General features: G+C 63.0%; 21 protein-coding genes and 1 pseudogene. 19 read left to right on the top strand and 3 right to left on the bottom strand.

Going from position 1 to position 18,866, the window contains the following annotated elements:
* From MHK00_RS01165 to MHK00_RS01250, 18 genes and pseudogenes are all read left to right on the top strand, one after another.
* A pseudogene (locus tag MHK00_RS01165) lies at positions 1 to 593 on the top strand (ribonuclease E); the annotation flags it as partial.
* Positions 594 to 819: 226 nt separating this feature from the next.
* Positions 820 to 1,125 carry a 50S ribosomal protein L21 gene (gene rplU, locus MHK00_RS01170; RefSeq protein WP_005324077.1) on the top strand — a complete coding sequence of 102 codons (306 nt, stop codon included), beginning with the start codon at positions 820 to 822 and terminating at the stop codon, positions 1,123 to 1,125.
* Between the two features lie 42 nt (positions 1,126 to 1,167).
* A complete protein-coding gene (gene rpmA / locus MHK00_RS01175) occupies positions 1,168 to 1,446 on the top strand; it encodes a 50S ribosomal protein L27 (protein ID WP_005324079.1) in 279 nt (92 codons plus the stop codon).
* Positions 1,447 to 1,682: 236 nt separating this feature from the next.
* Positions 1,683 to 3,215: a GTPase ObgE gene (obgE, locus tag MHK00_RS01180; RefSeq protein WP_250410100.1), complete on the top strand. Its 1,533-nt coding sequence runs from the start codon at positions 1,683 to 1,685 to the stop codon at positions 3,213 to 3,215.
* A gap of 59 nt (positions 3,216 to 3,274) precedes the next feature.
* The gene (gene proB, locus MHK00_RS01185; protein WP_250410101.1) at positions 3,275 to 4,507 is read left to right on the top strand and encodes a glutamate 5-kinase; all 1,233 of its coding nucleotides are present in this window, start codon (positions 3,275 to 3,277) and stop codon (positions 4,505 to 4,507) included.
* Positions 4,508 to 4,540: 33 nt separating this feature from the next.
* Positions 4,541 to 5,470, top strand: coding sequence for a D-isomer specific 2-hydroxyacid dehydrogenase family protein (locus MHK00_RS01190; RefSeq protein WP_250410102.1), 930 nt, complete (start codon positions 4,541 to 4,543; stop codon positions 5,468 to 5,470).
* Positions 5,470 to 6,375 carry a D-isomer specific 2-hydroxyacid dehydrogenase family protein gene (locus MHK00_RS01195; RefSeq protein WP_179386872.1) on the top strand — a complete coding sequence of 302 codons (906 nt, stop codon included), beginning with the start codon at positions 5,470 to 5,472 and terminating at the stop codon, positions 6,373 to 6,375. Before MHK00_RS01190 ends, MHK00_RS01195 begins: the two co-directional genes overlap by 1 nt.
* Entirely contained in the window at positions 6,375 to 6,872 is a 498-nt protein-coding gene (locus tag MHK00_RS01200) for a DUF1707 SHOCT-like domain-containing protein (RefSeq protein ID WP_250410103.1), read from the top strand. The genes MHK00_RS01195 and MHK00_RS01200 overlap by 1 nt, the downstream gene beginning before the upstream one ends.
* A 72-nt stretch (positions 6,873 to 6,944) precedes the next feature.
* Positions 6,945 to 8,213, top strand: coding sequence for a glutamate-5-semialdehyde dehydrogenase (locus MHK00_RS01205; RefSeq protein WP_250410104.1), 1,269 nt, complete (start codon positions 6,945 to 6,947; stop codon positions 8,211 to 8,213).
* Positions 8,214 to 8,236: 23 nt separating this feature from the next.
* Positions 8,237 to 8,854: a nicotinate-nucleotide adenylyltransferase gene (gene nadD, locus MHK00_RS01210; RefSeq protein WP_005329234.1), complete on the top strand. Its 618-nt coding sequence runs from the start codon at positions 8,237 to 8,239 to the stop codon at positions 8,852 to 8,854.
* A 146-nt stretch (positions 8,855 to 9,000) separates the two neighbouring features.
* Positions 9,001 to 9,444, top strand: a complete 444-nt coding sequence (gene rsfS / locus MHK00_RS01215) for a ribosome silencing factor (RefSeq protein WP_250410221.1) — start codon at positions 9,001 to 9,003, stop codon at positions 9,442 to 9,444.
* A gap of 6 nt (positions 9,445 to 9,450) precedes the next feature.
* Entirely contained in the window at positions 9,451 to 10,149 is a 699-nt protein-coding gene (locus tag MHK00_RS01220) for a histidine phosphatase family protein (protein ID WP_250410105.1), read from the top strand.
* Complete coding sequence (locus tag MHK00_RS01225; protein WP_250410106.1) at positions 10,149 to 11,024, top strand: DegV family protein; 876 nt, start codon at positions 10,149 to 10,151, stop codon at positions 11,022 to 11,024. The genes MHK00_RS01220 and MHK00_RS01225 overlap by 1 nt, the downstream gene beginning before the upstream one ends.
* A gap of 99 nt (positions 11,025 to 11,123) precedes the next feature.
* Positions 11,124 to 11,822, top strand: coding sequence for a ComEA family DNA-binding protein (locus MHK00_RS01230; protein WP_250410107.1), 699 nt, complete (start codon positions 11,124 to 11,126; stop codon positions 11,820 to 11,822).
* Positions 11,823 to 11,840: 18 nt separating this feature from the next.
* The gene (locus tag MHK00_RS01235; protein WP_250410108.1) at positions 11,841 to 13,253 is read left to right on the top strand and encodes a ComEC/Rec2 family competence protein; all 1,413 of its coding nucleotides are present in this window, start codon (positions 11,841 to 11,843) and stop codon (positions 13,251 to 13,253) included.
* A gap of 1 nt (position 13,254) precedes the next feature.
* Positions 13,255 to 14,232 carry a DNA polymerase III subunit delta gene (holA, locus tag MHK00_RS01240; protein ID WP_250410109.1) on the top strand — a complete coding sequence of 326 codons (978 nt, stop codon included), beginning with the start codon at positions 13,255 to 13,257 and terminating at the stop codon, positions 14,230 to 14,232.
* 10 nt (positions 14,233 to 14,242) lie between these two features.
* Positions 14,243 to 14,632, top strand: a complete 390-nt coding sequence (locus MHK00_RS01245) for an ankyrin repeat domain-containing protein (RefSeq protein WP_250410110.1) — start codon at positions 14,243 to 14,245, stop codon at positions 14,630 to 14,632.
* Positions 14,629 to 15,276 (top strand): LysE family translocator, encoded by a 648-nt coding sequence (locus tag MHK00_RS01250; RefSeq protein WP_150851841.1) that lies wholly within the window; start codon positions 14,629 to 14,631, stop codon positions 15,274 to 15,276. The genes MHK00_RS01245 and MHK00_RS01250 overlap by 4 nt, the downstream gene beginning before the upstream one ends.
* On the opposite strand, the gene MHK00_RS01255 is transcribed toward MHK00_RS01250, so the two are convergent.
* Together MHK00_RS01255 and MHK00_RS01260 are read right to left on the bottom strand one after the other, a co-directional pair.
* Positions 15,273 to 16,604 (bottom strand): type II restriction enzyme, encoded by a 1,332-nt coding sequence (locus tag MHK00_RS01255; protein ID WP_250410111.1) that lies wholly within the window; start codon positions 16,602 to 16,604, stop codon positions 15,273 to 15,275. The two genes, MHK00_RS01250 and MHK00_RS01255, sit on opposite strands and share 4 nt — an antisense overlap.
* Positions 16,597 to 17,439: a DNA adenine methylase gene (locus tag MHK00_RS01260; RefSeq protein ID WP_250410112.1), complete on the bottom strand. Its 843-nt coding sequence runs from the start codon at positions 17,437 to 17,439 to the stop codon at positions 16,597 to 16,599. The genes MHK00_RS01255 and MHK00_RS01260 overlap by 8 nt, the downstream gene beginning before the upstream one ends.
* 333 nt (positions 17,440 to 17,772) lie before the next feature.
* Between MHK00_RS01260 and MHK00_RS01265 the strand changes: the two genes are divergently transcribed.
* Complete coding sequence (locus tag MHK00_RS01265; RefSeq protein WP_150851156.1) at positions 17,773 to 18,351, top strand: TetR/AcrR family transcriptional regulator; 579 nt, start codon at positions 17,773 to 17,775, stop codon at positions 18,349 to 18,351.
* 118 nt (positions 18,352 to 18,469) lie between these two features.
* Here the strand turns inward: MHK00_RS01265 and rpsT are convergent, their stop codons facing one another.
* Positions 18,470 to 18,733, bottom strand: a complete 264-nt coding sequence (gene rpsT, locus MHK00_RS01270) for a 30S ribosomal protein S20 (protein WP_005324114.1) — start codon at positions 18,731 to 18,733, stop codon at positions 18,470 to 18,472.
* Positions 18,734 to 18,866: the final 133 nt, after the last annotated feature.

The following is an 18,866-nucleotide window of genomic DNA, read 5'->3' on the forward strand; positions in this document are numbered from 1 at the left end:
GCGACGGTAACGCTAGCGGGGCTGAAGCCCAGCACGGACAGAAGGCCTCGCGCGAAGAGCGCAAGGCTCGCGGGCGTGGCCGCCGTCGCTCAGTGCGCACCCAGCCGGCCAAGCGCCGGAGCACCTCGCGCGTCCCGCATGAGGTCAAGGAAAAGGCGCAGGAGCACGAGCACAAGCAGGCGGGCGGGTCCGCCGAGCAGCGCCATGAAAAGGCCGCTGGCGCCGCATGCGCGGGGCGCGCCGGTGGCAAGGGCCGTGGGCGTCGCCGTGCCGTGCGCCAGGCCGCTCCTAAAAAGGCGGTAGCAGAGAATCCGAAGGTAGCGAAGACCACCCGAGACCGTTCGACGCAGCAGGATGGCTCGCCGGATCGTTCCGGTGCTGGCCAGCGGGCGACCACGGGCGATACCAAGGTGCTGCGCCGCGGAAAGAAGAGGGCGGTGCGCAAGAAGGGGGCGTCGGCAAGCGCCAAGGCCCCAAAGGCGCAGGATAACGCCGGGCAGAAGCAGTCTTCCGCGAGCGGTGCGCACAAGGAAAAGTCGCGCGCTAAGTCTGGGCGTGGCCGACGCCGCGTAGCACGGCGACGCACGTCTTAGGGCTACGCCACGCGGGCACAAAAAGCGTGGTTTGTATTTTGTGCCCGCTACGGGGTAGTCTTTGACAGTCGCTGTTTAGTACTCACGGCGCTGGATCAGTCCGACACTCACTTAGTGAGCTGTGCGGGCATGTTCGCGCGGGAACTAAACGCAATGTGTAAGTGTCCATTCGGAACGCGGCCTCCCCGGCTGCTTCCGAGCGAGTTTAGATAAGGGGTAACCCTCTATGTACGCGATCGTCAAGACCGGCGGCAAGCAGTACAAGGTTGCTGAAGGTGACCTCGTCAAGGTCGAGAAGATCGAGGGTGAGCCAGGCTCTGCCGTAGCTCTCACCCCGGTTCTGCTCGTCGATGGCGCCGATGTTAAGTCCAAGGCTTCCGACTTGGAGAAGGTTTCTGTTTCCGCAGAAATCGTTGAGCAGGGTAAGGGCCCGAAGGTCGATATCCTGAAGTACAAGAACAAGACTGGTTACAAGAAGCGTCAGGGCCACCGTCAGCCTGTGACCACCTTGAAGATCACCGGTATCAAGTAAGCCTTAACCGGCTGTAATTATCCCTAAAGGAGGGAAAACCACATGGCACACAAGAAGGGTGCTTCCAGCTCCAGCAACGGTCGCGATTCCGAGTCCAAGCGTCTCGGTGTCAAGCGCTTCGGTGGTCAGCAGGTTAATGCCGGCGAGATCATCGTGCGTCAGCGCGGTACCAAGTTCCACCCAGGTGAGAACGTAGGCCGCGGCGGCGACGATACCCTGTTCGCGCTTGCAGCTGGCTCCGTTGAGTTCGGTATCAAGCGTGGCCGCCGTATGGTCAACATCGTTCCGGCTGAAGAGGTTGCTGCAGAGGCAACTGCCTAACTAAGGCCGCTGAGGTTAATCCTCGAGTCTGCCCCAGTGAGGGTGGCTCGAGGATTTTCTGGTTTTGTGGATACCGAAACGAGGCTCCACTCGGGTAATAGATACACCACGCTGGCGGACACAACCGATGGGATGGCCCACGAGGTAGGCCGTCTCTGTCAGCTGCGGTTGGAGTCCAGCCCAAGACACGCATTACACTGGCGGGGACAAAGATTTAACTAACGGAGGGTTTGACCATGGCACGTTTTATTGACCGCGTTGTCCTGCACCTGCAAGCAGGCGACGGTGGACACGGCTGTGTGTCTGTCCACCGCGAGAAGTTTAAGCCTTTGGGCGGCCCAGATGGCGGCAATGGTGGCCACGGTGGCGACATCATCCTCGAGGTTTCTGAACAAATCCATACGCTTATGGATTTCCACTACCGCCCGCATATTAAGGCGCAACGCGGCGGCAATGGTGCCGGCGATATGCGCAATGGTGGTCGCGGTGAAGACCTGATTTTGGAGGTCCCGGCTGGAACGGTGGTTCGCACCGAAAAGGGCGAAACCTTGGCGGACCTTACTGTTCCGGGAACGCGGTTTGTGGCTGCAGAAGGCGGGTTTGGCGGTCTGGGCAATGCCGCCTTGGCCTCAAAGAACCGCAAGGCACCGGGTTTCGCTCTACAGGGTGAGCCGGGTCAAGCACATGATCTGATCCTTGAGCTGAAATCTATGGCGGATGTAGGGCTGGTGGGCTTTCCATCGGCAGGTAAGTCATCCTTGATTTCGGTGCTGTCGGCCGCGAAACCCAAGATCGGTGATTATCCCTTTACTACGCTGCAGCCGAACCTTGGCGTGGTGGATATGGGAGATAGCTCCTTTACTATCGCAGACGTGCCGGGGCTTATCCCAGGCGCGGCCGATGGCAAGGGGCTCGGTCTAGACTTTTTGCGCCATATTGAACGCACAGCGGTGCTTGCCCATGTGGTGGATACCGCCACCATTGAGCCCGGCCGTGATCCGGTCTCTGATATTGAGGCGATGGAAAATGAGTTGGCAAAGTACCAGGAGGCTTTGCAGGAAGATACTGGTTTGGGGGATCTGCGTGAGCGCCCCCGCGTCATCATTTTGAATAAGGCAGATGTGCCTGAGGCCGAAGAGCTGGCGGAATTTGTCAAGGATGATCTGGAAGAGAAGTTTGGCTGGCCTGTCTTTATTATTTCGGCAGTCGCTCGCAAGGGTCTGGACCCGCTGAAGTTCCGGCTCATGGATATGGTGACCGAGCACCGCAAGGCCCAGCCGTTGCCAAAGAAGGATAAGAACCACACCGTTATCCATCCCAAGGCGCAGGGCCATAAGAAACATACCGGCGCGTTTGCTGATTTCACCGTGAAGCCTGATCCTGAGGTCGAGGGTGGCTTCATTGTTGAGGGCAAGAAGATTGATCGCTGGATTACCCAGACTGACTTTGAAAATGATGAGGCAGTGGGCTTCTTGGCGGACCGCCTGGCCAAGGCCGGCGTGGAGGATGAGCTGCGCGAGCAGGGTGCTGTGGAAGGCTGCCCGGTGACTATCGGCGGCATTACCTTCGAGTGGGAGCCGATGACTGGCGGTGATCCGACGATGGCCAGCCGCGGCGAAGATGCTCGCCTTAAAGGAACCGCCCGTGCTTCTGCAGCGGAGCGCAAGCGCGCCTCTCAGGCACGCCGTGGTCTTATCGATGAATACGATTACGGCACCGATGAAGAGGTCACTCGGGAGGGTGCTAATCGGGATAGGTGGCAGGGCTAGTTCCAGATCCCCCTATTCTTGGGGTGTGCTGGAGGGTGGGCTTTGTAAACTCGGTTGGCATGTCTTCTGATCAACAGAATGAGCACATCCTTCCGCTTCCGGTAGAGCCTTTTGACGGACCTACCGCTGATACCCCTTTCCCGGAGCCGCTCGATGAAAATCCGGTGGCGTCCGGTTTTGAATCGGATCTCCGCCGCGACATCGCGCAGGCAAAGCGCGTAGTGGTCAAGATTGGTTCCTCTTCCCTCACGGATGAAAATTTCCGCGTTTCCCAAGAAAAGATCGATCACATCGTTGATGCCGTCCATGCGCGCATGGGCCGCTCCGATGTCATCATTGTCTCTTCCGGTGCGGTTGCCGCCGGTATGGGCCCGCTCGGCCTGCATCAGCGCCCCACCGATTTGGCTACCAAGCAGGCCTCCGCGTCCGTCGGCCAGGTGCATTTGGCCGCTGTGTGGGGCCAGTCCTTTGCGCGTTATAAGCGCACTATCGGCCAGGTCCTCCTCACCGCGTCCGATACCGGCCACCGCGACCGTGCCCGCAATGCGCAGCGCACCATCGACCGCCTGCGCCAGCTGCGCACCATCCCTATCGTGAACGAGAACGATGCGGTGGCAACGTCCGAGATGCACTTTGGCGATAACGATCGCCTGTCCGCGCTGGTGGCCAACCTGGTGGGTGCGGACGCGCTCTTCCTCTTCTCTGACGTGGATGGCCTCTACGATAAGAACCCGGCCGAGCCGGATGCCAAGTTCATCGATGAGGTGCGCACCGGCAAGGACCTGAAGGGCGTCGTGGCCGGCGATGGCGGCAAGGTCGGCACCGGCGGCATGGCCACCAAGGTCTCCGCGGCCCGCCTGGCTACCCGCGGAGGCATTCCAGTGCTGCTGACCTCCACGGACAATATTGGGCCCGCGCTTGCCGACGCCTCCGTGGGCACCGTCTTCCACACCCGCGAGGAACGCCAGCTGTCCGCCTGGAAGTTCTGGGCGCTCTACTGCGCCGATACCGGCGGAGCCGTCCGCCTCGATGAAGGTGCTAAGGAAGCCGTGACCAAGGGCGGAACGTCGCTGCTGGCTGTCGGCATTACCGATGTACAGGGCGAGTTCACCAAGGGCGAAATCATCGACATCTTGGGCCCGAATGGTGAGGTCATCGGCCGCGGCGAAGTGCGCTTCGATTCCGAGGAGCTACACGCCATCAAGGGCAAGAAGATGGAAGAGCTTCCCGAGGATCAGCGCCGTTCCGTTGTCCACGCGGACTACCTCTCCAACTTCGCCTCCCGCATCTAAACCGAGGGCGGAGATTCCCCGTATGGTTGGGGCATGAAGTATTTCATGGGACCGGAAACCTGGCAGCCGATGGTAGAAGATATCGAGGCTGCCGGGCACCAACGCGTAAGCAACATCGAGGACGCCGAGGTCTATATCAATAATGCGCCCAACCCGCGCCGTATCCCTGAGATGCCGGCGAATATCGGCTGGGTGCAGCATTGTTATACCGGCGTCAACCAGTTCATCGATGCAGGCGTCATTACCCCAGACGGCGTGCCATGGTGCAACTCCGCCGGCGCTTTTGCCCAGCCAGTGGCCGAGTCCGCACTCGGGCTGGCCCTTTCCCAGGCGCACCACCATAAGGCTTTCGCCCAAGCCGCTACCTGGTCGGTGGCCAAGGAGCTGGACGAGTCCCAGGCCTGGCTCTATGACCAGCAAGGGCCGAAGAGGGTAGCGATCTTTGGCGCTGGGGGCATCGGCAAGCAGCTCATTAAGCTCCTGCAGCCCTTTGGCGTGCACATTACTGCGGTCAATCGCTCCGGCCGCGCGGTGGAAGGCGCCGATGAGGTCGTGCCCATGGACCAGGCCGAAAGCGTGTGGGGCGAGGCGGATTTCATTTTCTGCATCCTGCCGGCCACCAAGGACACCGAGGGGCTTATCGATGCCGCCACTTTCCGCGCCATGAAACCCTCCGCCATCTTTATCAACGTCGGCCGCGGCAGCACTGTCGTCACCGAGGATCTCGTAGCGGCCCTGCGCGATGGCGACATCGCCGGCGCCGGCTTGGAGGTTATGGATCCCGAGCCGCTGCCCGATGGCCACCCGCTTCATGACCTACCCAATTGCACCATGACCCCGCACATGGCCGCCTCCGCGCACGTGGCGCAGTACCACCTGGGCACTATCTTCAACGCCAATGCCGCAGCGTGGGAGAGGGGAGAGGCCATGCCCACCCGCGTCGATGCGGAGGCTGGCTACTAATGAAGTACGCGATGCTGCCCACCCCGTGGGAGGAAACCCTGCAGGCCCTCGATGCTGCCGGCCACGAGCGTGTCTCGCTGGAGGAAGCCGAGGTGCTCGTCTTCAACGGCGGTCCCGATGATTTCCCGCAGCCCCTCCCGCCAAGCGTCGGCTTGGTGCAGGTTCCCTTTGCCGGGGTGGACCACCTGCTCGACGTCATGCGAAATACCTCCGCCCGCTGGTCCAACGCGGCAGGACTGTATGATGCCACCGTGGCCGAGTCCACCATTGCGCTCCTGCTCGCCCAATTGCATGCGCATAAGCGCGTGGGGACGAGCTGGGATAACCGCGATGAGGTGGAGGCGCACACCAGCTTCCTCTTTGAGGATAAGACGGTGGCGGTGGTGGGTGCCGGGGGCATCGGCAAGCGGCTCATTCGCATGCTAGAAGGCTTTGGTCCGCGCATCATAGCGGTCAATCGTTCCGGTAACCCGGTTGAAGGCGCCGATGAAACCTATGCCACCTCCGATATCGAGCGCGTGTGGCCGACCGCCGATTATTTCGTGGCGCTGGCACCGCTCACGGACCAGACCCACCAGCTTTTCGACGCCGCCGCTTTCCGCGCCATGCCCAATCACGCCGTGGTCATTAACGTTGGGCGCGGCCCGCTAGTGGATACCGATGCGCTGGTCGAGGCCCTGCGCGCCGGCCAGATCGCCGGCGCCGGCCTGGACGTTACCGACCCCGAGCCGCTGCCCGACGGGCACCCGCTGTGGGAGATGCCCAACGTAGTCATCACCCCGCATCTGGCCAATCCGCCGTATTCGGTGCAGCGCCGCATCGGTGCGCATGCAGCAAAGGTCATGGAGCGCTTCGCCGCAGGCGAGGCAATTCCCACCGAAGTCGACATTGAGGCGGGCTATTGATGAATAACCCCGACAGCCGCGTAGGCGATGCCGAGCGCAATCAGGCCATTGATGAACTGAGCCGCTACCTTACTCAGGGCGCCCTAGATTCCTATGAATATGACCTGCGCACCTCTGAGGCTGCTGCTGCGCAGACCCGCGCCGAGATCGACCAAGTCTTTGCAGACCTTCCGTCTTTAGACCGCGGCTCGGATGATGAGAGTACATTCAACCCCACCGAAGCCGAGGTGGCGGACATGAAGGAGCGCCGGAAGAAGGTAAAGGTGGTCGATTATGCTGCCTGGGCGGCCACCATTCTTTCCATTGTGCTCGGGTATTTCGTCTTCCACTGGTCCTATTTCTGGGTTATTCCTATTATTTGCATGGTGTGCTCGGCCAGAGCCCGCTTCGTTTATGATCTGAGCTATCACGAAGAGGAATACCTCATGTTTGAGCGGCGGTTCGAGAGGCGCCGCCGCCGTGCGGCCGACAAGCGACGCCGCGAGCTCGGCCGATAAGGACACCACCGTGCGGGTGCTTGCCGCCCAACTAGCTGAAATGCGCCCGGCCTTTCGTTAGGCTGGTATGACATGAGCAACACTGAACGCGAAGAAGTTCTGTCCAAAGCCCGTGCTGCTAAGGACGTAGCGCCCGTCGTAGCGCAGCTGTCCACGCCGCGCAAGAACGAAATCTTGCAGCGCGCAGCCGAAAACCTCATTGCCCACACCGAGGATATCCTCGCCGCTAATAAGCAGGACATCGAAGCTGGCCGCGAGCGCGGCATGTCCGAGTCCCTCATTGACCGCCTGTCCCTCGACGCCGCGCGAGTCGAAGGCATCGCCGGTGGCCTGCGCCAGGTAGCCGGCCTGCAGGACCCAGTAGGGGAGATCCTGCAGGGCCGCACCATGGACAACGGCATTCAGATGAAGCAGGTGCGCGTTCCGCTCGGTGTCATGGGCATGGTCTATGAGGCCCGCCCGAATGTCACCGTGGACGCCTTCGGCCTGGCCATTAAGTCCGGTAACGTGCCGCTGTTGCGCGGTTCCAAGTCCGCACGCAACTCCAATGCCAAGCTGGTAGAAATCCTGCAGGATACCCTCACCGAGTTCGACCTTCCGCGCGAGGCCGTGCAGCTTCTGCCATGCGAGACCCACGATTCCGTCCAGGGCCTCATCACTGCTCGCGGCCTGGTGGACCTGGTCATTCCGCGCGGTGGCGCCAAGCTTATTGAGGCCGTCGTCACCGGTGCCACCGTCCCAGCCATTGAGACCGGCACCGGCAACTGCCACTTCTACGTGGACGCCTCTGCGGACCTGAACAAGGCCATCGACATGGTCATCAACGGCAAGACCCGCCGCACCTCCGTGTGCAACTCCACGGAGTGCGTGCTTATCGACGCCGCCTTGGACGACTCTGCCAAGCTGCGCATCGTCACCGCGCTGCAGGAGGCGGGCGTGACCATCCACGGCGACGTCGCCGAGCTCGAGGCTTTCGGCGTCAAGGATGCCGTGCAGGCCACCGATGAGGACTGGCGCGAAGAGTCGCTGTCCATGGATATCTGCGCCAAGGTGGTCGACGGCGTCGACGGTGCCATTGCGCACATCGCCGAATTCACCACCGGCCACACCGAGGCCATCGCCGCGCAAGACGCCGACGTCCTAGTGAAGTTCGGCAACGAAGTGGATGCCGCTGCGGTCATGCTCAATGCCTCTACCGCCTTCACCGATGGTGAGGTCTACGGCATGGGTGCGGAAATCGGCATTTCCACCCAGAAGCTGCATGCCCGCGGCCCGATGGCGCTGCCGGAGCTGACCTCTACCAAGTGGATTCTGCAGGGCACCGGTCAGACCCGCCCTTAGTAGTGCGACTATAATCACCACCCATGACTAGCCCACAGCGCATCGGCATCATGGGTGGCACCTTTGATCCCATCCACAATGGTCACTTGGTAGCGGCCAGTGAGGCCGCCCACCGCTTTGCCCTCGATACCGTCGTCTTCGTGCCCACCGGGCAGCCTTGGCAAAAGTCCCACCGCGACGTCACCGCGGCCGAGCACCGTTATTTGATGACGATGGTGGCTACCGCATCCAACCCGCGCTTTACCGTCTCCCGCGTGGATATTGACCGCGAGGGGCCTACCTATACCATCGATACGCTGCGGGATTTGCGGGAACTCTTCCCAGAAGCGGAGTTCTACTTCATCACCGGGGCCGACTCGCTGGCTTCCATCATGAGCTGGCATAACTGGGAAGAGATGCTGGAGATGGCGCACTTTGTGGGCGTGACCCGCCCCGGCTATGAATTGAGCGCCGATATGCTACCTGCCGATGCGCAAGAGGCCATCGATCTTATCGACATTCCCGCCATGGCCATTTCCTCCACGGCGTGCCGCGAACGCGCCGGGCAGGGGCAGCCCGTGTGGTACCTCGTTCCGGATGGGGTGGTGCAGTACATCACCAAGAACAATCTCTATGGGCCCAACCCAGATAAGCCCCTGTAGAAACTTCCGCGGCCTTCCCAAGATTTTGGGCACGGGCCTGCTAAACGTGCAAGAATAGACTCTCAATAGAGATAGTTCATACCGAAAATACTCAGACGCGAAAAGGGAATTTTTACACATTGTCTACTTCTGATCTCGCCCGCCGCATGGCAGAAACCGCGGCCCACGCCGCGCAAGAAAAGCTGGCCACCAATATCGCGGCCATTGATGTCTCCGATGTCCTCGCTATCACCGAGGTATTCGTGCTCGCTTCTGCAGACAACGAGCGTCAGGTCGGCTCCATCGTGGATGAAGTCGAAGACGAAATGACCAAGCAAGGCTTCGAGCCGCAGCGCCGCGAAGGCAACCGCGAGAACCGTTGGGTGCTACTGGATTATGGCAATATCGTCGTCCACGTTCAGCGCAATGACCAGCGCGAGTTCTACGGCCTAGACCGCTTGTACCACGATTGCCCAGCACTGGAGATCGAGGGCATCGAGGCCCCAGAGCGCCCGGGCGAATGGACCCATGGCGTCAACCCGCGCGAAGTTGATTCCATCGACGAGCTCCCCCTGGCCGATAAGGTCCCTGGTGAGGACGAGGAGCTTTAAACCCGCATGAGCCGCCGCCTGATCCTGATCCGCCACGGACAAACTACCTATAACGCCACCGGTCGCATGCAGGGCCACTTGGACACCGAGCTGTCCGAGCTGGGCTATGAGCAGGCCCGCGCCGCCGGGCGCCTGCTGCAGGATCAGGGCGTGTCTAAAATCGTCGCCTCCGATCTCCTCCGCGCGCGCGAAACCGCCCGCGTCGTCGCCGAGGCCCTCGGCGTGGAATTCACCACGGATGCCCGCCTGCGCGAGACACACCTAGGCCAGTGGCAGGGCAGAACCTCCGCCGAAGTAGATACCGAGTTCCCAGGCGCGCGTGCCATCTGGCGCCACGACCCCACCTGGGCGCCGCCGCAGGGCGAATCCCGCGTAGATGTGGCCGAGCGTGCCCGGCCCGTCGTCGATGAGCTCATGGCAGACTTCGCCGGCTGGGACCACGGCCCCGTCCTCATCGTGGCCCATGGCGGCGCCATCTCAGCGCTGACCTGCCACCTGCTGGGCCTCGACCACGCGCAGTACGGCATCCTTTCCGGACTGAAAAATACCCACTGGTCGCAGCTGACCGCCCGCCCGGACTTTAACCCGGAAACGCCGCTGTCCTCCCTGGAGTTCACCCCAGACAATGTGGGCAGCGCCCAGTGGTATTTCGACGGCTGGAATATGGGCGGCGAGGTCACCGGGGACGGCGGGGCGGATATCTAGTGGCGGTTCGCGTCATTACGGATTCCTCCGCGGGCCTGCCGCCTGAGCTGGCGGAGCAGCTATCCATCACCATCATTGACCTGCACCTTATGGAAAGCCACGGCAAGGATGGCCTGGAGCGCTCCACCTCGGGGTTGAGCGCGCTGGAGTTGGCCGCCGCCTACGGCCGCGAAATGGAGCGTGCCCAGGATGATGGCGTGGTGGCCATTCACCTGTCCAAAGAGCTATCTTCCACCTATTCCGCCGCGGTGTCCGCCTCCGGCGTCTTTCCGCATACGGTGCGGGTAATTGACTCCGGTTCGGCCGGCATGGCCATGGGCGCGGCCGCCATGTCCGCCGCCAAGCTCGCCTCCCGCGGCGCCAGCTTGGACGAGTGCTACGCCGCGGCCATCGATACCCTCAAGCGCGCGTCTACCTGGGTCTACCTGCATTCCACGGAGGACCTGCGCCGCTCCGGACGCCTTTCCCCGGCCACGGCCGTGCTTTCTACGGCGCTTTTGGCCACCAAGCCGATTATGTCGATTACCCGCGGCAAGCTGGAGCTGGTGGGCAAGACCCGCACCCAGACCAAGGCTTTTACCAAGCTGGTGGACCTCATCGCCTCCCGCGCGGACGGCGAGCCGGCCTTCGTCGCCATCCAGCACAACCAGGCCGAAGACGCGGCTGCCAAGCTGGAGGCGCTCCTTGAAGCGGCGCTGCCGCAGGGCTCGTCCTTCATCTGCACTCCGCTTAACGACGTCCTCTCTGTCCACGCCGGCCCCTCCGCCATCGGCGTCTCCGCCGTGTTTAGCTCCGAACCACCCGCCGAACCGGTGCATTCTCACACACGTGGTCGACCCCGCGCCTTCCCGCCGCGCCGATCTGTGGATAACTAGCCCCACCGCGCCGGGTTCGTTGACGCCCACAACAAGTTATCCACAGCCCGCCTCCGCCCGACCTTTCACTGGTGTGCGCCTGCGCTTAGCCTCAGCGCCATGGCGGCACCCAAGATCAGCGAACGACTCCGCGAATTTACCCAACCCACCGGCGAGGAAGAACTCCTCGCTGTCGATTACCCGCGCCCGCGACTGCGCATCAGCCCCTGGCAGGCCTGCGCCGTGGCGGTCATTCTCGTAATCGGCGTGGTGGTCTGGCTCGGCATCAATGCACGCTCCGAAGAATCTTCCGGCATGCCCGAGCCTGCGGCAATGAGCCCAGGCGCGGCCCCCAGCGAAGAGCCTAGCGAGATTATCGTCTCGGTCATCGGTGAAGTTGCAGAGCCCGGTCTGAAAACACTCGAGCCCGGCGCGCGTGTGGCCGATGCCCTCGATGCCGCCCAGCCGCTACCAGGCGCCGAGACCATGGCCCTCAACCATGCCCAGCGGCTTTCCGACGGCCAACAACTCCACATTCTGCCCTCCGGCGCCGCCCCAGCTCCCGCACCCGGCGAACCCGCCCCCGCCGGCGACAACTCCAGCAGCCCCGGCGACAGCGCTAGCGGCAGCGGCGTGAGCCTTAATAGCGCCACCGCCGAGGAGCTCACCGAGCTCAAGGGCGTCGGCGAGGTGACCGCGCAGGCCATCGTGGCCTACCGCGAGGAGCACGGCGGTTTCAAGGATGTAGAAGAGCTCCTCGAGGTCTCCGGCATCGGTCCGGCGAAGCTGGCACAGCTCAAAGACCAAGTCCAGCTCTAGCCCGTACCCGAGTGCGCGATGCGAGAACTGCGGCTCGTCCCCGGCGCGGCCACCGCCTGGCTGGCCGTCATCGCCGTGCTGCTCGCCGGCCGCGGCTGGGCCACCGCACTGATCGCGGCCGTCGTCGCGCTGTGCCTCATTGCCCGTCAGTGGGGCCAAGCGCTCTTCTGCGGAGCGGTCGCTGGGGGTGCGGCGCTCGTCGCCGCGGTGCGCCAGGCTCGCGCCGCCGCCTTCGACCTCGGCACCGAAGTCACCGGGCGCCTTGTCACTGCACCGACGCAGACCAGCACGGGCGGCTGGCTGCTCAAGCTCAAGGTTCCGGGATACCCGACCCAGCTGCCGGTCTTTAGCCCGGAACCGGTCCCGGCGGACGCTGGCGCCGAACTTACGGCCAGGGTGAGGGTCGGGGAGTCGGATAGAGCGGGCGTCGGAAAGCTCAGCGCCAATGCCACCGACGTGCAGGTAACCGCCGAGCCCGAAGGCCTGGCCGGCTGGGCGGCCGAGGTGGCCGAGAATTTCCGCGCGCTGGTCCTCGATACCGTCGGGCCTTCCAGCCAGGGCCTTATCCCTGGCATGGTGCTCGGCGATACCGCGCTACAAGATACCGCCGAGCGCGACCTGTATATCGCCACCGGGCTCTCCCACTTGAGCGCTGTATCCGGCGCCAATGTGGCCATCGTCTGCTCCGCCGCGGCCGTGGTCTGCGCCGCCTTCGCGCTCGGGCCCCGCGCCCGCGTGGCCGCCTCCCTGTGCACGCTGGCCACCTATGTTCTGCTCGTGGGCTTCGAACCCTCCGTCCAGCGCGCGGCCGTCGCCGGGGTAGTGGGGCTGCTCGCCGTGCTCAATTCCACCCGCATGGAGCCCATCCATGCGCTCAGTCTCGGCATCATCGCGCTGCTCTTTGTGGATTCCGACCTCGCCGTGCACTTCGGCTTCGCCCTATCCTGTGCGGCGACGCTCGGCATCGTGGCGCTGAGCCCGCTCATCTATAAGCACTTGGCCGTGACCGGCTGGCCCGCCATCTTCCTGCGCGCGGTTGCCGTGGCCATCGCGGCCGATATCGTCACCCTGCCGCTGGTAGCACTCATGTCCGGTGAGGTATCCGTCGTTTCCGTGCTGGCCAATATCCTGGTCGAGCCTGCCACCGTGCCGATTACCATCGTGGGGCTTTTCGCCGCCATCTTTGCCCAGCTCGGCCCGCTCGATGTGCTGGGCGCCGGCCTGCTGCGCCTCATCGAGCCCTTCTCGTGGTGGATTAATACCGTTGCCCACGGCGTGGCCCACCTGCCCGTGGTCACCATCCCCGCCAACCCGCTTTTTACGCTGCTTGCCTACGCATGGATTATCGCCGGCCTCCTCTATCACCGCCCGTGGCTCACCTTGGCGCTGACGCTGGCGGGCATCGCCTGGCTCGGCCTGGCCGCAGGCTAGAATGGCGGGCATGCCTCCAGTACACCTCATCCTCGGCGACGATGAATTCCTCACCGAACGCGCCCGCCTGCAGATTCAGCGCGCCGCGGCCGAGGAGAGCGGCCCCACCGGTGCTCGGCCCGAGCTGACGAAGCTCAAGGCCTCCGAGGTCTCTGAAGGCGAAATCCTCGAGGCCACCAGCCCGTCGCTCTTTGGCGATAACCGCGTCATCGTCATCAGCGACTGCGAGCGCGCCGGCAAGGAAGTAGTCGATATCCTCCTGCGCGCCTGCGCCAACCCCGCGCCGGGCATGACCATGGTCATCATCTACTCCGTGACGGCCAAGACGCTGAAGAAAAAGAAGAAGCAGCCCGAGCTCGTGGCCAAGCTGCGCAAGATTGCTGAGGTCCACGAGGTCTTCTCGCTCTACCCCAATGAGCTGGGCCAGTGGGCCACCCGCGAGTTTTCCAGCCATGGCGTGCGACCCACCCCGGATGTTATCCACGCCGTGCTCGAGGGCGTGGGCTCTGACCTGCGCGAGCTGGCCTCAGCCATCTCCCAGTTGGTCTCCGATACCGGCGGCAATGTCACCCGCGAGGCGGTGCAAAACTACTACGTCGGCGTGGCCGAGGTAGCCAATTGGGACATTGCCGACGCCGCCGTCGCCGGCCGCGTCGAAGCCGCCGTATCCACCTGCCGCCGCGCCCTCCAGCTGGGCGCGAGCCCCGTGGCGATTGCCGCCGCGCTGGCCAATAAGGTCGGCGCCGTCGCCCGCCTCTACTCCGCGCGCGGGGACCAATACTCGCTGGCGAGCCAAACCGGTCTGGCACCCTACGTGGTCAAAATGACCCAGCCCGTGGCCCGCCGCTGGTCCGCCGATAATGTCACCAAGGCGGTCATCCTCGTCTCAGAGCTCGATGCCGCCGTCAAAGGCCAAGGCGGTGAGCCCGAATTCGTCATAGAGGCGGCCGTCAAACGCGTCGCGGAACTGGCGCGATAAGCTAGAAACCATGTCTGAGACGCAAGTGCAAGAATTCGCCGGTCGACTCTTTGACATGGCGCGCGAGGGCAACCTGGACCTCCTCGCCTATATCGACCACGGCGTGAATATTGACCTCGTTAACCACGAAGGCCAGTCCTTTATCATGCTCGCCGCCTATCACGGCCACGCCGAGCTGGTTACCGCACTTGCCCGCGCCGGCGCGGACGTCAACCTGCTCAATGATCGCGGCCAGTCCCCGCTGGCCGGTGCCATCTTCAAGAAGGAAGACGCGGTTATCGACGCCCTCCTTTCCGCCCACGCCGACCCCACCGCCGGCCAGCCCTCCGCGCTGGATTCGGCCCGCCTGTTCGGCCGCGAGGACCTTATCTCGCGCCTCGAAAGCGAGGCGGGGGAGTGACCTGGACATCCTTTTTCACCCTCTTGCTGATGAACCTGGTGGGCGTCGCCTCGCCGGGGCCGGACATCATTTTGGTAACCCGCTACGCCACCCGCTCGCGCCGCCACGCCATCGCCGCGGCCGCTGGCATCCAGATCGGCGTGCTCTTTTGGTGCGCCGCCACCGTCTTTGGCGCCGCCGCGCTGCTGACCGCCTTCCCGGAAATCCTCGGCGCGGTCCAAGCCATCGGCGGCTGCTTCCTAGTGTTTATGGGAACGCGCGCGCTGCGCAGCGGCATCGCCCAGCGCGCCAACCCGCCCGTGGACTTAGAAGACGCCGCTGCCCAGCTCGGCCGCCTGCGCACCGCCTTCAAGGTCGGCCTGGCCACGAATATGTCCAACCCGAAAATCGTGCTCTTCCTCGCCGCGATGATCGCCCCGCTGCTCCCGGCTAGCCCACCCGTCTGGCTGGCGATTGCGCTGACACTCTCGCTCTCGCTGTCGGCCTTCCTCTTCTTCCTCGTCGTCGCCACGGTAATTTCCACCAACGCGGTGCGCCGCAAACTCATCGCCGCCGGCCCGTGGATCGACATCGGCTCTGGCCTCTTCTTCATCATCGCCGGCATCGTCCTCATCATCTCCGGCGGGCAGAACCTGCTGGCTTAAAACAGGCGCGGCGTGCCCTCTGCCACCGTGTCCAGCACCCACTGGGTCCAGCGAGCGACGGTGGAGGCGCGCCGCCGGGACGTCGCCAAGCTCAGCCCCAGCCCCTCCATGGCCGCACAAATCTCCGCGGTGCTAGCCACCGCGCCGCGGGCCAAGCTGAGCTCCAGCACCTCGCGGAAAACCCGCCGCGCCGCCAGCGCCCGTATGAGCGCCGCATTCCGGGCGTCGCGCTGCGGTTGCTCGATAACCCGCCGCCCGTGCTCCGTCGGCTCCCACGCTTCCTCCACCGGCTCCGCCAGGCCCAGGTAGCGCGCGGCGTTGGCATAATAATCCGCCTGGCGCGGGTCGAAATCATAGCGCTGGGTAATCTCCGCCTTGCTTAGCGGCTGCAGGGCGATGAGCTCCAGCAGGTTGACCACCCGCTCAAAGCTATTGGCCTGGGGGAAGGGCACGGCCGGCTCGGGATCGGGCTCCACCGCCCGCACAATGTCGAGCGCCGCCTGCGCGTCCAGGGTCGAGGCGGACAGCGCGTAGCGGGCACTATCAACCAGCGCAATGCTGCGAAAATCCGCCGGGTCCCGAAATTCATAGCGGTACAGGTGGAAAATACCATTGGAATACACCAGGTAAACCGGCACGACATCCTTGGCCAGGCGCTGCTGGAACCGGCGATACGGAAAATATAGCTGCCGGATATTGAAATCGTCCGAAAGGTGGTTCTTCGCCTCCACCAGCACCAGGTGCTCGAGCGATTCGAAGCCGCCGTCGATCTCCATCTGCGCGCGGTCCACCGCCACATCCACGCCCAAGTCCGGCAGCCGCACCTTAAGCCCGCGCGTGGACATGCGCCCGGCCACCGTCGCCTGCAATGGCCCGCATCCCAAAAAATTTTCCAGCATCCCGCTTGCCGACGCCCCATTCAACGCCACTGCCTCCGAGCTCACCCCCTCCAACGAGAGTGTGTCCAGACCTGCCGGCAGCTCCAGCGTGCGTACCTCGCCGCGCTGCGTTTCTGGAAACCGCTCGTAGAGGTTGAACCGGCCCACCAGATATTCGCTGCGGCTGACCGGTACGATTCCCAGCTGGAGACGCTGAAAAATCCACGGCCGCGACGTAGAAAAATCATGCTTGGCCATCAGCCGCGGCTGCCGGCCCGACAGCCGTTCTAGCTCCCGCGCGCCGATATAGAAATACCCGCGCCGCTCCAGCTCCGCGTCGTATCCCGCCGCCAGGATGCGCAGCCAGCCCCAGTCATTGACGCCGAGCTTCACCGTTTCTGGCACACCAAAGCGCGCCCGCAGCTCCTGCGCTTCCGGCCCGCTAGTCACCGCTGACCTCGTAGTTGCGCACTAGGACCTCGTCGACCTTGCCCCGCTTCGAACCAACGGAATTAATCGCCCGCGTCGCGCCCACGATGCCTACTTCATAGTCCGCATACAGTTCCCGGATGAACTCGGTGGCCGAATTAGACAACAGGAACTTCACCCCGCGCCTATCCAAGTCATCGCAGACCTCTTTGAGGCGCTCTTGTTCCGCACGGTCAAAGCCGCCCTTTTGGTAGCCGGTAAACGAGCTCGTCACGTTCACCGGGTCATAAGGCGGGTCGAAGTACACAAAGTCCCCCTCGCGCGCCTGTGCTACCGCCGCGGCGAAATCACCCTGCGAGAAGGCCACATCATTGTCCGCAAAATAGCGGTGCACCGCGCGTAGCGTGTCCTCATCGCAGATGGTGGGATTCTTATAGCGCCCAAACGGGGCATTAAACTGACCGGCCGCGTTCACGCGGTACAGGCCGTTATAGCAGGTGCGGTTGAGATACAACGTTCGTGCCGCGCGCTCGACGGGGGAGAGGGCGGCAAACTTGTGGGCATCCCGGTCCACTGCGCGCAGCGCATAGAAAAACTCTGCCTCATTGGGGTAGCCCGCGAGCTCCTCAATGAGCTCATCGACGCCGCCGCGCACCACCTCATAGAGGTTGATGAGCTCACTATTGAGATCGTTGACCCGTGCGCTGGCCGGTTCGAGAGAGAAAAGCACCGCGCCGCCACCGATGAAGGGTTCATAAAATCGCCGCGGGGTCTCCGCCGGCAGGGCGGCGTGGATATGCGGCAAGAGCTGGCGCTTCCCGCCCGCCCATTTCACCAGTGGCTTAACGTTTTTCATCGTTGACTCATCTTAGCCGCCCCACCGGACACGAGCACCATCGGGCTTTCGAACGCACGAGCGGATAAGATGTGGGACCGGCCGCGCGAGCGTGGCGGCCTGGTTGTCCAACGTCACAGTTTTCCTGATTAGTGCCATGACGGGCGCAAACTCGCCGCCGCGCAGGCGGGGAATTCCCGCGAAGCGCATGGTGGTTTCCCTGACCGAATATAAGGTAATAAAATCGCCCCAAAATCCCTTAGTTTGTAGGCAAAATAGAATTTCCTCACAATTCCTTAGGGAGAAAGAAAAGATACTGAAGCTTAAAGGGCGTCGGGACAGAAAGGGGCATTTATGCCGCGTATATCAAAAATCCGAGTCGCTGCGCTCAACCTCGTCATCGAGAGAGGTTATGACGGGTTCACCATGGAGGAACTCGCACGCGAGGTAGGCGTTTCCCGCCGTACCCTCTTTAATCACATAAAAGACAAAGAATCGGCAGTTTTAGGCCCCGAAATGTCAGAGGAAGTGGAGAACCAGTTCCAGAATTTCGCTGCCGGCCTGCCCACCGGAAGCCTGCGCGAAGATTCCGAAATCATGGCCATGGCCGAATTCAACCGTGCCGTAGGCAATGAGTTCTTCCCCGAAATTTCCCAGCTCACGGCCCAGGCACTGGCAAAGGACACGAAGCTGCGCGCCCTGTACTGCCAGCGCAATAGCCGCATCATTCAGCGCGTCCGCCAGGCGGTACAGGCCCGTGAGGGTTGGAAGTCCTCCGATCCGCGCCTCACGCCGACCGTCAACATTATCTACACCCAGTTGCTGACCGCCTATGAGACCTTTGTGGAAACCCGTGGCGGCACTTCGCTTGCCGACGCCTTCCACAACGCCGGCGCCATCTTCGAAGACTACTTCAACGACGAACTGGCCTAAGCGCCCCGCCTAAGTCTCACCGGCCCTGCCTGCCGGTTCCGCCGCCCAAAATAAGCTAAGAAAATCCCCCGGGCGCGCTCCGTAGAGCGCGACCGGGGGATAATCTGTGCAATGGCTCTTAGTCCATCTTGTTGAACGCGGAAGCCATGCCGGACTTCTTGTTGGCTGCGGTGTTGCGGTGGAAGACACCCTTGGACACGGACTTGTCCAGGGCGCGGGATGCCACGCGCAGCTGCTTCTCAGCAGCAGCCTTGTCGCCAGCGGCAACGGTCTCGCGGAACTTGCGGATCTCGGTACGGACGGCGGAGCGAACGGACTTGTTACGCTGACGTGCCTTCTCGTTGGTGATAACGCGCTTCTGCTTGGACTTGATATTTGCCATGAAAAATACCTCTTAGTAATCGAAAGTGATTGACGTAGAAACCGACCTACTCGGACTACTCCCGCGGCCAGCAATTACTGGCGCGCTCGGCGCTGGTATTCGAAGAGCGAACCCAAGGTCCTGCCCGCCCCGA

It is taken from the genome of Corynebacterium tuberculostearicum, from assembly GCF_022347385.1.
Taxonomy (GTDB): domain Bacteria; phylum Actinomycetota; class Actinomycetes; order Mycobacteriales; family Mycobacteriaceae; genus Corynebacterium; species Corynebacterium tuberculostearicum_M.